The organism is Deinococcus phoenicis (genome assembly GCF_000599865.1).
Taxonomy (GTDB): domain Bacteria; phylum Deinococcota; class Deinococci; order Deinococcales; family Deinococcaceae; genus Deinococcus; species Deinococcus phoenicis.
In genome coordinates, this window is the sequence record NZ_JHAC01000033.1 from 11,569 (window position 1) to 25,112 (window position 13,544).

Consider the following 13,544-nt stretch of genomic DNA (forward strand, 5'->3'; position numbering starts at 1 on the left):
CGTGAGAGCAGGCAGAGGGACGCGAAAGGAGCATCACATGAAGAGCAACGACACCGGGGTGAGTGGCCGCAGTCTGCTGCTGCTCGGCGGCCTGCTGGCCCTGGCCCTGAACCGCAACGCCCGCCACCAGCTGGTCAGCGGCACCCACGCCCTGCTGGACACGGCCCAGGAAACCCTCGACGAGACGGTCAAGCCCGCTCTGGCCTCCGCCGCCAGCCAGGCGCAGCATGTGGCGCAGGTGGCCGCCAGCAAGGGCGCGGAAACGCTGGAAACGCTCCGGGAGGAGGTGCCCAGCCGCGCCCAGTCCCTGCTGGAAGGGGCGCAGGAGGTCGCCGGGCACGCGGCGGAACGGGTGACCGCCCGGGCCGCGGACCTGACCCACGAGGCCCGCAGCGCCGTCCGGGAGGCCGGGGACATGGCCGCCGACCGCCGCCAGGCGGCCCAGCATGTGCTGTCCGGCGCGCAGCACCAGACCCGCCGCGACCTGAACAAGGCCCGCAAGGCCGGGCAATCCCTGCTCTCGGCGGTGGAAGACCGGGTACAGTCCCTGGCCGGAGGTGCCCAGGATAGCCTGGACAGCCAGCGCCGCGAGGCCGAGCGCAAACTGGCCCAGGCCCGCCGCAAGGCCGAGAAGGAGCTGCGGTCCGCCAAACGGCACTGGGATGCCGACAAGCTGGAGCGCGCCATCGAGAAGCGGGTTGCGTCCCTGAAAAAGCAGACGGCACACGACCTCGCCCGCCTGGAAAAGCAGGGCAAGCACGACTTCCAGGGTGCGAAGGTCGCCGCCCGGACGGCAGCCCAGAAGGCAAAACAGAAGAAGGCCCAGGCCGACTCGGACGGCGGGATCGGGGGCGGGACGGTCGCCCTGGTTCTGCTGGGCGGCGGCGCGGTGGTGCTGGCCCGCGTGCCGGCGGCCCGTCAGGCGGTGCTGGACGCGGTCGCCAGTGTCAGCCCCGAGGCCGCCGAACGGCTGCACAAGGCGGGCCGCAGCGCCCGGAACCTGGTGGGCAGCATGTGGCTGGAGCGCATCGAGGAACCCGCCCAGACGCCTGCCCCCGGGGCCGCGAAAGGCACGCAGGCCGCCACGACAGGTGCCACCTGGGGGGCCTCGGCGGAACCCGGCGCACCCGCCGCCGCCAGCAGCGCGCCGAAGGCTCCCCAGGGTGCTGCGGGCAATACCGCCCAGGTCAGCCCCGACCAGACCGGTACGAACAAGCCGGATTCTGCCAGCAAGACCCACTGAGCTACCTTCCAGGCGGGTTTGACAGTCAGGCTGCCCTTCTGTGGGGTAGCCTTTTTTGGCGTGCAGGGGCCAGCCGCTGTGGTGTCCGCCCGCCCTTTTCGTGACGCGCGGTACACTTGCCCCTGATGTCCGCCACACCTGACGCGCCCCTCGCCCTGATCGGTCACTCGTCCCTGGCCGCCCGTGCCTTCCGTGAAGTGGGCCTGATCGCCCTGGCGGTCCCCGACGACGACCTGAGTGCTGTCCTGGGGGCTTGCCGGACCCTGCACTTTACGGGCGCGCTCGTCCACCCCTCGCGGGAGATCGCGGTGGCCGACGCGGTGGACACCGATCCCGATGCCCGGCGGGTGGGCCGGGTGGACGCGGTGGCCTTTACCGGCGGAGCCGCCGGCGGGCATGTCCACGGCACCTATACCCTGGCTGACGCTCTGATGGACGCGGTCGAGGCCAGCGGCTATGCGGCGCACGGGGCGAGCGCCCTGTTGCTGGGCAGTGGGGCGGACCTCGCGCGGGCGCTGCCGCTGGTGCGTCTGGGGTTCAAGCATATCGGGATCGTCGCCGATCACCTCCCGGAGGCCGAGCGGTTTGCCCGGGATGTGCCCGCCAGCGTGCGGGCTTTTGCGGTGGGCCGCCGCGACTCGGCGCTCGCCTCCCTGGCGGAACGGGCCGACCTGATCGTCCTGACCGGCGGCACCCTCCCGGCGGGTCTGCTCCAGCCCTACCACACCCTGGCGGACCTGACCGGGCAGAGCACGACCGGCACCAGTGGGGCCGCCCTTCTCGATCTCTCGGCGCTCCCGGCGCTCCGGCTGGCCCGGCAACTGCTGCACGCCACGGGACAGCGTTACCGTCCGGAAGACCTGACCGGGCTGGTGGCCGAGCTGGCCTGAGAAACATCCGGGCCAGAGAAGCGCGCGGAGGGCCTGGACCGCTCTCCGCGCGCTTCTCTGGCCCGCTCTCCGCGCGCTTCTCTGGCCCGCCCTACTGGGTGCTGCGGGGGTCCAGCACGTCCCGCAGGCCGTCACCCAGCAGGTTGAAGCCCAGCACGGTCAGGAAGATGGCGAGGCCGGGAAAGACCATGGTCCAGGGCGCGTCCACGTAGTACTGCCGCGAGTCGCTGATCATGGTGCCCCATTCGGGCAGGGGCGGCTGGGCGCCGATGCCCAGGAAGCCCAGCGCCGCGACCTCGATGGTGGCGGTGGCGATGCTCAGCGCCCCCTGCACGATCAGGGGCGAGAGGCTGTTGGGCAGCACGTGCCGGAAGATCATGCGGCTCTGCGTCGCGCCGAGCGCCCCCGCCGCCTGCACGAACTCGCGCTCGCGCACGCTCAGGACCACCGCGCGGGCCAGGCGCACGTAGACGGGCACCTGCACCAGCGACACGGCCAGCATGGCGGTGACCAGTTGCGGGCTGTGCAGCGCGAACAGGCGGTCCATGGCGGCGATCAGCAGGGGGGGGTGATCGCTGGAAAAGATGCTGGCGAAGCCGATGGCGAGCAGAATGCTGGGAAAGGCCAGCATCACGTCGCTGAGGTAGCCGACGACCGTGTCGAACCAGCCGCCGAAGTACCCGGCCAGCACGCCCAGCAGCGTCCCCGCGATCAGCGCCAGCACCGTGCTGACCACCCCGACCTTGAGACTCAGCTGCGCGCCGTGCAGCACACGCGTCGCCACGCTCCGGCCCAGGTTGTCGGTGCCGAAGGGCGCCGCCCAGACGTTGAGGGTTCCCGTCGCGGGATCACGGTAGGTGTCCGCCACGTCCCTGTTCCAGAGCGCCGAGACGCTGGGCGGCTTGAGGTTCAGCCGGTAGTTGCGGTCGGTGGTCGGGTCGTACGGATTGATAATCGGGGCCAGCACGGCCAGCAGCACGAAGAGGGCCACGATGACCGCACCGACCTTGCCGGGAGTGCTGCGCCGGAAGCGCCGCCAGAAGATGCTCTGCTGCCGTTTGGGGGCCGCCTGGGGGGGAGAAAGGGTGGTCATGGGTTACCTCGGTTAGGGGTGATACGGGTTCCGTCCGATTCCTTGACTTCCGGAACCCGTCTGTTCTCCTTCTCGCTCTTCGGACAGAGCGGACTCGCCTGGGCAAGCCTGCCCTCCCGCTCGGATGGAATCACTCCGTCAACGCTTCTATCGGAGTTCGTATGAGGGGTCAGCGGCGAGTGGACAAAGCTCCGCCGGGAGCAAAAGCGGAAAGGCTCTGGCCTCCACTCGCCACGTTCCACTTACCGGTACTGAATGCGGGGGTCCAGCACGGCGTAACTGAGGTCCACCAGCAGGTTCACGACGCTGACCACCAGGGCCGCGAAGATCACCCCGCCCTGAATGACGGGGTAGTCGCGCTGGCTGATCGCGTCGTACAGCCACGACCCCAGGCCCGGCCAGGAAAAGATCGTCTCGGTCAGCACCGCCCCGCCCAGCAGTGCCCCCGCCTGGAGGCCGATCACGGTCACGACCGGCAGCAGCGCATTCCTGAGCGCGTGCTTGAGCGTGACCGCGCGTCCGGTCAGCCCCTTGGCGCGGGCGGTGCGCACGTAGTCCTGCCCCAGCACTTCCAGCAGGCTGCTGCGGGTAATGCGCGCGATGATCGCCAGCGGAATACTCCCCAGCGCGATGGCCGGCAGGATCAGGTGCCGGACAGCGTCCCAGGCGGCGGCGGGTTGCCCACGCAGCAGCGCGTCGAGGACATAGAAGCCGGTGACGGGTTCCAGCACCGTGTCGTTGCCCAGCCGGGCGCTGGGGGGCAGCCAGCCCAGGCGCACCGCGAAGAAGTACGAGAGCAGCAGGCCCAGCCAGAACACCGGCATACTGACGCCCAGCAGGCTGACTGTCGTGGCGAGGTTGTCCCAGGCGCTGTTGCGGCGCAGCGCGGCCAGAAGGCCGGTGGGCAGGCCGATCAGGAGGGCGAACAGCAGGGCCGCGATCGCCAGTTCGGCGGTGGCGGGAAAACGGGCAGCCAGTTCGTCGCGCACGGGAATGTTGCTCTTGATGCCGCTGCCCAGGTCGCCCTGGACCAGTTGCCCCACGTATTTCGGAAACTGGGCATCGAGCAGGTGCGCGGGGTCCTTGTAATTGATGAACCAGGGCTTGTTCAGCCCCAGTTGTTCGCGCAGCGCGGCGGCGGCCTCGGGGGTGGCGCGTTCGCCCAGCAGCGCGGTGGCCGGGTCGCCCGGAATCGAGCGCACGAACGCGAACACGACCACGCTGATGCCGATCATGACCAGCAGGGTCCGCAGCACGCGGCGGATGAGATAACTGCCCAACGGAGTCTCCCTCTCTTCTGGAGTGCTTCAGGACGGAAAGGCTGAAGGGACTTCAGGGGTGTGCGGGGCGGGCCAATGCTCTGCCCGCCCCGCACACCTGCCCCGCCCCGCGGTTACTTCTTGCCCGCGACGCTGATGTTGTTAAAGGCCTCGCTGCCCAGGGGGCTGGGCACCCAGCCCTTCACGTAGCTGCGGGCGGCGGCCAGCGGCTGGCTGTGCGCCACCGGCAGGCGGTAGTTCGCCGTGTAGGTGATGTCGTGGACCTGGGCGTACACCTTGGCCTTTTCCGCCTTGGTCACGGCGGCGCGGCCCTGCTCCAGCAGGCGGTCGAGCTGCGGCGACTTCCAGTTGATGTCGTCGCCCGCGTTCGGCCCGTAGTAGGCGCTGTAGAAGTTGTCCGGGTCACCGTAGTCGCCGGTCCAACCGATCATGTACATGTCGAAGCCGGGTTCCTTGTTGCGGTCTTCGAGGTACTTGGCCCAGTCCTCGGTCTTGAGGTTCACCTTGATGCCGATGGCGCTCAGGTCGGCCGCCAGGGCCTCGGCGATGGGCTTGGGCTGCGGGAAGTAGGGGCGGCTGACCGGCATGTACCACAGGTCCACGCTGAAGCCGTTCGGGTAGCCCGCGTCGGCCAGCATCTTCTTGGCGGCCTGCGGGTCGAACTTGTAGTCGGCGGGCACCTTGCTGGAGTTGGCCCAGTCCAGCACGGGCGGCAGGAAGCTGGCGTTGCTGATGCCCAGCCCCGGCCAGAAGGCGTCCACGATGGCCTTTTTGTTGATCGCCATGCTGATGGCCTGCCGCACCTTGTCGTTCTTGAGGTACTGGTTGCGGTTGTTCAGGCTCAGGAAGCCCACGTTGAAGCTGGGCCGCTTGACGGCCATCAGGTTCTTGTCGGCCTGCACGCTCTTGAGGCTGTCGGGCGTGAGGTCGTTGGCGAAGTCGATGGTGCCGGCCTTCAGTTCGTTGAGGCGCTGCGAGGCGTCCTTGATCGAGCGGATCACCAGCTGGTCCACCTTGGCCTTGCTGCCCCAGTACAGCTTGTTGGGCAGCAGCGTCACGCGGTCGCCGGTGCGCCAGCTCTGGAAGATGAAGGGGCCGGTGCCGACCGGCTTGCTGGCGGGCGTGCCGTACTTCGCGCCGTCCTTCTTGACCGCCGCCGGGCTGGCAATGCCGAAGTACCCCGAGCCGATCACGTCCGGAAACACGCTGCTGGGCTTGTTCAGGTCGAAGCGCACGGTGCTGTCGTTGACCTTCACGACGTTCTTGAGAATCGAGGTGGCGTCGCCCTTGTACCCGCCCATCAGCTGGCCCCAGATCTCATAGGTGTGGCCCTGGTCGCGGTAGCCGTTGGGGTGCTTGGGGTCCCACCAGCGGCCCACGTTGAAGATCACGGCGTCGGCGTTGAAAGGCGTGCCGTCGGTGAACTTCACGTTCTTGCGCAGGGTGAAGGTCCACTGCGTCGCGTCCTTGTTGGCCTTCCAGGCGGTGGCGAGGCCGGGCACCGGCTCGGTGGTCCCGTCCTTGAAGTCCACCAGCGTGTCGTAGATCTGGCGCTGCACGGCGATGCTGATGCCGTCGGTGATGTTGCCCGGTTCCAGGCTGACGGGATCACCGTTGTTGCCGAACACGAGCGTGGCGGCCCCGGCGGTGGGGAGCGTGGCGAGCAGGGCAGTCAGCAGCAGTTTCTTCATGAAGCCTCCGTGTGCCGATCCAGGCGTGGCCCCGTCTGCCCGGTGGCAGGCGAGGAGACATGAATGGCAGTTAAAGCACAAGCGTGCGCTCAGGGTAGGGGTGCCCCCGGACGCTGTCAAGGCAGCCCGGTCAGGTAAGGGGCCGGACCCCGTCCCCGCGCGGCCCGGAACGGCGGCCCCGGCGGCCACGGCAGGAGGCGGCCCCTGCCGGAAGCGGCTCAGGGGGTGGGGACCAGGTCACCGAGGTCCGCGCGGGGACTGGCCGGGCCGAGGGTGGCGGAGCGCTCCGCGCGCGGTTCGGTGGTTTCGCCGTAGATGCCGTTGGCGTCGCGGTCACGGCCCCCGATCACCTGGAAGGTGCCGTCGGGCAGGAAGGCGGTGAAGCGGCCCAGGGTGTCCAGCGCCGGGGAGAAAATGAGACCCCGGTTGTCCTGGACCCGCAGGCCCAGGGTATCGCTGACCGCCGGGGCACCCAGCGCCGCAGCGGCGTTGATCATGCCGGAGCCAGTCTCGTCGTCACGTCCCGGCGTGCCCAGGTCGGTGGCAGTGGTGGTCAGGCACCGAAGCGTGTCTTCCGGCCCCTGGGTGACGCCCTTGCTGAGCAGCAGGGCGGCCAGGGCGCTGACCTGCGGCGCGGCCTGGCTGGTGCCCGCGTTGGAGCTGTACATCGGTTGATTCCTGGCATAGTCCCAGTCGGTCGAGAAGATCTGGTCCGGATACGGCGCGCCGTTCAGGGTGCCGCCATTGAACGAGGTGGCTCCCTGGTTGATGTCCACCCCTCCCGGCGCGGCGAGCATGACCTGGGGGTAACTGTTGCTGTAGCCGGCATGGACCGGCGCGCTGGCCCCCGAGAGCGTCACGGCCCCGACCGCCACCGCATCCGCGCAGGCGGCGGGGTAATAGGGGGTTGTGCCGTAGCCGTTGCCCGCCGCGACCACCACCAGTGCCCCCGCGCGGGTCGCGTCGGCCACCGCCTCGCACATGGGCTGGGCTTCTGCGGCGGAGACGGCGCCGCCCAGGCTCAGGTTGATCACCTGCGCGGGGTGTGGGTTCCTGTACGTCCGGCCCTCCAGGGTGATGTCCAGGCCCGCCGCGTACCGCACGGCGTTCATCACGTCCGCGGCCTCGGCGTTGTCTGAGGCGTCGATCACGCGTACCGGCAGCACCTTGACGGGCGCCTTGTACGCGGCGCCCACCACGCCGCTGGTGCTGCACGCCTCGCACCCCGGGAACTGCGGAATACTGCCCCAGCGGGCCGCGATGATGCCGGTCACGTGGGTGCCGTGGCTGCCGCTGGTGCGCGTGGGGGTGTCGGGATCGGTGGGATCGGTGTCGGGGCCGTCGCCGTCGCCGTTGTCGTAGGGTGCGTCGTCGGTGGCAGGCCGGAAGCCCAGCACGTCCAGCGCCCCCTCGCCCGGTCCGTACAGCACCCCCTCAAGGTCGGGATGGTCGAAGCGCACCCCGGTATCCACCACCGCGACCGTCACGGGGTGGGTGTAGCCGCCCGCCTCCATATCGCGCCACACCGCCCCGTAGCCCAGCAGCTTGTAGGCCCACTGCAATCCCGCGTACTGATCGGTCGGGACCACCGGCGTGCTCAGGGCCTGCGCGTGCAGCACGGCATTCGGCACGGCGTACTCCACGTTCGGGTCGTTCCGCAGGGCGGTCAGCGCGCCCGCCACGTCCGGGGTGTCCAGGCGCACGGTCCGCCCGCCCAGGTCGTCCAGTGCCCCACGGGGAACGTCCAGCCGGGCCAGGACGCGCTGTGTGGTCGCCTGGGCCGCGTCGCTGAGGGTGCCTTTGGGGACGGCGCGGCCCAGGGCGAGCGAGTGCGCCGCCGCCGAGCGGTACTTCACGATGACGCCGCGCGCCCCGGCGGGGGCCTGCGCCCGTGCCGCAGGGGGCTGCCCTGCGCCCACGTCGCTGCCCTGAACGCGCGCGGCGTCCACCACGCGCCCGGTGAGGGCGTACTGGTCGGCCGTGACCGTCCACACGGTTTTCCCGCTCTGCTGGCCCTGCGTCCAGTGGAGGGTCACCTGTCCGCTGAGCTGCGGCCGGTCCGCCGCCGTGGGGGTGCCCTGCGCCCGGTCTGCCGTGAGCTTCAGGTCGATGCGGCCCTCGCCTTTCAGGGGCGTCACCCGGAGCCACGCGGGCAGGCTCTTCTGGTCCACCTCCCAGCTTCCGGTGAAGGGCTGCGAGGTCTGTCCGGTCAGCGCCGTGCCGAGCGGCACCGTTCGCCCCGAGAGCGTGGGAAACGTACCACTACAGGCTGTCAGCAACGCCACCGTGAGCAGGGCAGGAAGAGATTTCATGTGCGTCCCAGAATGCCGCATTCCATCTGACGGTTTGTGAAGTGCGGCAGAGAGGGCAGAGAGGGGGTGGCAGACAGAGGCCGCCCGACGGGGCACAATGTCCGGCGTGCCCAGCGGACGCGTTCATAACCTCATCAACATCGCCACCTACAGCGTCCTGGCCGCCGGGGTGCTGGTCGCCACGCGGCAGGGCCTCCTGACCGTCACACCTGCCCAGGCCCTGAACTTCACCCTGGGGTTTTTCGTGGGCACCTTCCTCCTCTCGCCGGACCTCGACCTGGCCGAGGGCCGGGTGGACAGCAAGCGGCGCTGGGGCCGCCTCGGCGTCCTGTGGGTGCCCTACGGGAGGCTGTTCAGCCACCGGGGCCTCTCGCACACCTGGCTGCTGGGGCCGCTCACGCGCCTGGCGTACCTGGCCGTGGTCCTGGGGCTGCTGGTTGGCCTGCTGTGCTTCGTGTGGCCCCTCTTTCCCCTGCCCGCCCTGCCGCCGCCCGCCAGCCTCAAGGTCCTGTTGCCTCTCCTGTTCGGCTACTACCTCAGCCAGTGGCTCCACCTGATCGCCGACGGGGTGCGCCCCGACCACGGCCTGCGGCACGGCCTGAAGAAGGTCCGGCGGCGGTTCTGAACCCCGGGCGGGGGGCCGGTCCTACCGCGCCCGCGTCTGGAAGACCATCACGTCGCTGCTGTCGTCCAGGGGGCCGCCCTGGAAACTCCCGGTCACGCGCGGCGACTCGAAGCCCGCGCAGCGCAGCAGCCATTCCATTTCGAAGCGGGTGTAGTAGCGCTGCGTCAGCGTGTAGTGCCGCCGCCTCAGCGTGCCGTCCGGCGCGGTGGTGTCGGCGTAATACTCGGTGGTCACGTGTTGCCGGGGCCGGTCGTGCCGCTGCACCAGAAACACGTCCGTGCGCGAGCCGTCCGGGCGGTGAAACGTCTCGCCCTCGTGGCGCAGCGTGTTCATCTCGCCGTAGCGCGGCACGTAGAGGTCGAACACGAACGCGCCGCCCGGCGTCAGGTGCGCCCGGATGTTCTCCAGGGCGCTCAACTGCTCGTTCGGCGTGTAGAGGTGCATCAGCGCGTTGAAGGGCGCGATCACCAGCCCGAAGCGTTCGTCCAGACGGAAGCTGCGGGCGTCGCCCTGCACGAAGGTCAGGTCCAGGCCGCTTTCCTGCGCCCGTGCCCGGCCCCGCTCGATCATACGTGCGCTCGGCTCCAGGCCCACCACCCGCACGCCCCGCCGCGCCAGAAAAGCCGTCACCCGGCCCGTGCCCGCCCCCACCTCCAGCACCGGCCCGCCCACGCGCTCCGCCACCCCCGCGTAGAAGTGCAGGTCGTCGCGGTAGAGGTCGTACTGGTGGTCGTAGAGGTCGGCAAAATCGTCGTAGTTCACGGAAAAGAGGGTAGTGGGTTGTGGGGTGCAGGGTGTGGGAAGGTCCCGCTACACCCTTGCCCCGTACCGCGCCAGAAACGCCGCCCGGCTCATCACGCTCAACTTCGGCGCGGGCGCGTGCGGGCCGCTGCCATAGGCCCGCCTCAGCACGTTCGCCCAGGCGCGCAGGCGGCGCGTGTCTGCGGGGGAGAGGTCATGCGTCTCGAAGCCCAGCGTGGCGAGCAGTGAGGACAGCGCACTCAGGCAGAAGACCACCTGCGCGTCCGCGAGGTCCGGGCGGCTCTGGAGATCGGCGGCCACGGCCCGGAAATCCTCCCGCGCCAGGCGCAGGCTGCGGCGCAGGCCCAGGTCCACCAGCAAGGGGTTGTTCACGTGGTACTCGGCGGCGGGCGTGCCCCGGGGAATGGCCGTGCCGTCCGCCAGCCGGACGCCCCCCAGCGGGAAACGCGCCGGTCCGACCCGGAAGAGGTTGTCGGCCCGGCCCCCGGCGGGGCGGGTGTGGCCCACCCGGTCATACACCCGGTCGAGGCCCCGCATCAGGCGGCGCGGCAAGTCCCGGACGGTCAGCGGGGCGGCCCCCTCCAGCTCGCCCAGCGGGACCAGCGCGTACCCCCGGCCCCGCAGATCCGCGAGCAGGCCGGGCAGCATCGGCACCGTGTTCCTGGCACCCGGTCCCGCGTCGTGCAGCACGACCACCGCGCCGGGGTGGGCCAGTGCGCCTACCCGTTGCCGCACGCCTTCCGGTGTGAAGGCCGGGTGCCAGTCGCGGCCCTCCACGCTCCAGTGCGCGCCCGTCACGCCCGCCGCGCGCTGGCCCAGCAGGGTGGCGAGGGTATAGGCCCCGTGCGGGGGCCGGTGCAGGCGTACGGGCCGCCCAGTGACCGCCGAGACACGCCGCGCCGCCCGCAGGGGGTCGAGCAAGGCCCCCCAGGGGGTCCGCGCCCAGGCATGGACATGCCGCGCCGCGTGCGCCTCCACCTCATGCCCCCCGGCCAGCATCCGGCGGATCAGGTCCGGGTGCGCCTCCGCGCGCCCCGCGATCACGAAGAAGGTGGCCCGGGCGCCGGCTTCCCGCAGCGCGTCCAGCACGGCGGGCGTCGTGACGGGGTCGGGGCCGTCGTCGAACGTCAGGGCCAGAGCCTTGCGGCGCTGCTTCCCCCCCCGCACCAGGCCGAGGTTGAGCTGCTGCGCCAGCAAGAAGGGGAGGGCGACATACAGGACCAGCAGCGCCGTGCCCAGCCCTGCTTTCTTCTTCATGCCCGGCCCAGCTTGCGCAGCAACGCGGCGGCCACCCGGTCGGCGGCGTCGGGGACGCTGAGGGCGTGCGCGTTCGCGCCCAGTCTGGCCCGCTCGTCGGGGTCCAGCGCGCGCAGCACGGCGCGGCGCACCTCCGCCAGCGTGTGCGCCCACAGGCCCGCCCCGTGCCGCACGAGGTAGTCGGCGTTGTGTTCCTCCTGGCCGGGAATCGGCTCGAAAATGACCAGCGGCACGCCGAGCGTGGTGGCCTCGGCCACCGTCAGGCCCCCCGCCTTGCCCACCACCAGATCGGCGGCGGCGAGCAGTTCCGGAAAGGCCGTGGTAAAGCCCAGCGCGTGAACGGTCGCGCCGCCCAGCCGCGTCACGCCGCGTTCCCGCGCCCCCGCCAGCACCAGCACCTGCACCCGCCGGCCCAGGTGACTCAGCTCCCCCAGCACGCGGCCCAGCGCCCGGTACGTTCCGGTCCCCCCGCCCGACACCAGGATCAGGGGTTCGTCCGCCCTCAGGCCGTGCTTTTCGCGCAGGGCCGCGCGGTCGGCCCCGATCAGCTCCCGGTACACCGGGGCGATGGGAATGCCGGTCACGGCCACGCTCGCCTCCGGAATCCGCCAGCGGGCCATCTGCCCGCGCGCCTCCTCGGTCGCCACCATCAGCAGTTCGGCCTCGGGCCGCGCCCAGTGGTGATGTACGCGGTAATCGGTCACGACCAGCGCGTTCAGGAAGTCGGCCCCCAGCTGCGTGCGGGCGGTATGGGCCAGCGCCACCGTCGTCGGGTAGCTGCTCACCACGACCTCGGGCCGCACCTCGCACACGTCGCGCCGCATGCCGCGCAGGCCCAGCCAGCCGAAGGTGCCGGTCAGCGCCCGTGGCTCGGTTTCCTGATCGGTCCAGTCGTAGAACGCCTTGTACATGCCCGGCGCGTACCGCAGCCAGGCGTCGTAGGTGCCGACCGTCAGCGCCCGCTCGACCGGACTCAGGTACGCGATGAAGTCCGCGTGCCGCGCCCGGAGGTCCACGCCCGCCGCCCGCAGCGCCCGGTCGAGCGCGTCGTTCGCCTGGTGGTGCCCGCTGCCGAAGGACGCCGAGAGGATCAACGCGCGCAGCTCGGGGCCGGGGGGCCTGCGCGGGCTAGGCTCTTCCCGCCTCCCTTCCCTCACGCCCGCCTCAGCAGCCGCAGGCCCAGCACGGCGAACACCACATTGGCGAGCCAGACACCGGGTTCGGGGAAGCCCGGCAGCGCCCCGGCCAGGGTCAGGCCGACAAAGAAGACGAGGTAGTACGCCACCGCGATCATCAGCGCGATCCCCAGCGAGACGCCCAGCGTGCGCCCGTAGCGCAGCGCGAACGGCAGGGCGGCCAGCGCCAGCACCAGATTGCCGAAGGGCAACGCCAGCTTGCGGTTCAGGTTGAGGCGGGCGTCAGCCCGTTCGCTGTCCGTGACGCCGGGGGCGCTCAGCTTGCTCACCAGTTCCGGCCACCCCTCCCCGTCCGCGCCGATGGCGTCGGCGTACTGCGCGATGGCTTGCTTGCGCGAGAGGCCCGTGTCCAGATTCAGGGTGCTGGCGGGGTCTTCGGGAATCACCACGCTGGGAAAGACCGCCTGGACCGCCTCGCGGAAGGCGGCCGGGTCGTTGTCCGGCACGCGGGCGAGCTGCGCGGCGGCGGCGTAGTCCACGGTATAGACCTGGTAGCCGCGCAGGTGTAGCCCGTTGTTCTCGAAGGTGCCCGTGTCCGCGAAGATCACGGTGGCCCGCTGCGGGTTGTCCGCCTGCCAGCGTTCCACCCGCACGCCGCGCAGCTCGCGCCCGGCGTGGTCATAGCCCCGCAGCGCCAGCGTGAGGTTCCCGCCCAGGTCCACCGTCTTGCCCACCAGTTGCGAGAGGCCGCCGCCCGTCAGCACGTCCCAGTACAGGCCGCGCGTTTCCACGTTGGCGCGGGGCGCGACCCACAGGCTCAGCCAGAGGGCCAGCAGCGTAACGAGTGCGGCGACCACCGCAGCCGGCCTCGCCACCTGCCCCAGCCCGATCCCGCCCGACTGCACCGCCACCAGTTCCCGCTCGGTGGCAAGCCGCCCGTAAGCCACCACCGTCATCAGCACGGCCGCCATGGGCAGCACCTTGACCAGCGTGTCGGGCACCTGATAGGCGATCCACTGGGAAATCAGCCCCAGCGGCACCCCCCGCAGCCACTGGCTGCTGATGAAGAAGTACCCGAAACTCAGGATCGCCGTGAACAGCAGCGCGCCCGCCACCAGCGGCGGCAGCAGTTCCCGCGTGACATAGCGGGTGAGGCGCGTCACGGTGCTCCCCCGGCGCGGGCCGTGGGTCGTGGGCCGTGGGGTGTGGGACAAGACAGGGCGTCTCCCCACACCCCACACCCGACAGCCCACAT

Annotated in this window: 11 protein-coding genes; 3 read left to right on the forward strand and 8 right to left on the reverse strand. The window is 70.8% G+C overall.

Annotation, left to right across the window (positions count from 1 at the left end; genetic code table 11):
• Window positions 1–37: 37 nt before the first annotated feature.
• Both DEIPH_RS10805 and DEIPH_RS10810 read left to right on the forward strand, forming a co-directional pair.
• Window positions 38–1,243: a hypothetical protein gene (locus DEIPH_RS10805; RefSeq protein WP_051517318.1), complete on the forward strand. Its 1,206-nt coding sequence runs from the start codon at window positions 38–40 to the stop codon at window positions 1,241–1,243.
• Window positions 1,244–1,368: 125 nt separating this feature from the next.
• A complete protein-coding gene (locus DEIPH_RS10810) occupies window positions 1,369–2,133 on the forward strand; it encodes a shikimate dehydrogenase (protein WP_034357843.1) in 765 nt (254 codons plus the stop codon).
• A gap of 91 nt (window positions 2,134–2,224) precedes the next feature.
• Here the strand turns inward: DEIPH_RS10810 and DEIPH_RS10815 are convergent, their stop codons facing one another.
• The 4 genes from DEIPH_RS10815 to DEIPH_RS10830 all read right to left on the reverse strand — a co-directional run bounded on the left by DEIPH_RS10815 (window position 2,225) and on the right by DEIPH_RS10830 (window position 8,509).
• Window positions 2,225–3,226: an ABC transporter permease gene (locus DEIPH_RS10815; RefSeq protein WP_034357846.1), complete on the reverse strand. Its 1,002-nt coding sequence runs from the start codon at window positions 3,224–3,226 to the stop codon at window positions 2,225–2,227.
• 242 nt (window positions 3,227–3,468) lie between these two features.
• On the reverse strand, window positions 3,469–4,506 hold the full coding sequence (locus DEIPH_RS10820) for an ABC transporter permease (protein ID WP_034357849.1): 1,038 nt from the start codon (window positions 4,504–4,506) through the stop codon (window positions 3,469–3,471).
• Between the two features lie 113 nt (window positions 4,507–4,619).
• On the reverse strand, window positions 4,620–6,197 hold the full coding sequence (locus DEIPH_RS10825; RefSeq protein WP_034357852.1) for an ABC transporter substrate-binding protein: 1,578 nt from the start codon (window positions 6,195–6,197) through the stop codon (window positions 4,620–4,622).
• Between the two features lie 218 nt (window positions 6,198–6,415).
• Window positions 6,416–8,509 (reverse strand): S8 family serine peptidase, encoded by a 2,094-nt coding sequence (locus DEIPH_RS10830; RefSeq protein ID WP_034357854.1) that lies wholly within the window; start codon window positions 8,507–8,509, stop codon window positions 6,416–6,418.
• Window positions 8,510–8,615: 106 nt separating this feature from the next.
• Between DEIPH_RS10830 and DEIPH_RS10835 the strand changes: the two genes are divergently transcribed.
• The gene (locus DEIPH_RS10835; protein ID WP_200868176.1) at window positions 8,616–9,134 is read left to right on the forward strand and encodes a metal-binding protein; all 519 of its coding nucleotides are present in this window, start codon (window positions 8,616–8,618) and stop codon (window positions 9,132–9,134) included.
• Window positions 9,135–9,155: 21 nt separating this feature from the next.
• Here the strand turns inward: DEIPH_RS10835 and DEIPH_RS10840 are convergent, their stop codons facing one another.
• Genes DEIPH_RS10840 through DEIPH_RS10855 form a run of 4 tightly spaced genes read right to left on the reverse strand, consistent with a single transcriptional unit; the run spans window position 9,156 to window position 13,452 of the window.
• On the reverse strand, window positions 9,156–9,896 hold the full coding sequence (locus tag DEIPH_RS10840) for a class I SAM-dependent methyltransferase (protein WP_034357860.1): 741 nt from the start codon (window positions 9,894–9,896) through the stop codon (window positions 9,156–9,158).
• A 48-nt stretch (window positions 9,897–9,944) separates the two neighbouring features.
• Entirely contained in the window at window positions 9,945–11,153 is a 1,209-nt protein-coding gene (locus DEIPH_RS10845; protein WP_034357863.1) for a polysaccharide deacetylase family protein, read from the reverse strand.
• On the reverse strand, window positions 11,150–12,310 hold the full coding sequence (locus tag DEIPH_RS10850) for an MGDG synthase family glycosyltransferase (RefSeq protein WP_081790880.1): 1,161 nt from the start codon (window positions 12,308–12,310) through the stop codon (window positions 11,150–11,152). Before DEIPH_RS10850 ends, DEIPH_RS10845 begins: the two co-directional genes overlap by 4 nt.
• On the reverse strand, window positions 12,307–13,452 hold the full coding sequence (locus DEIPH_RS10855; RefSeq protein ID WP_034357866.1) for an LptF/LptG family permease: 1,146 nt from the start codon (window positions 13,450–13,452) through the stop codon (window positions 12,307–12,309). Before DEIPH_RS10855 ends, DEIPH_RS10850 begins: the two co-directional genes overlap by 4 nt.
• Between the last annotated feature and the right edge of the window lie 92 nt (window positions 13,453–13,544).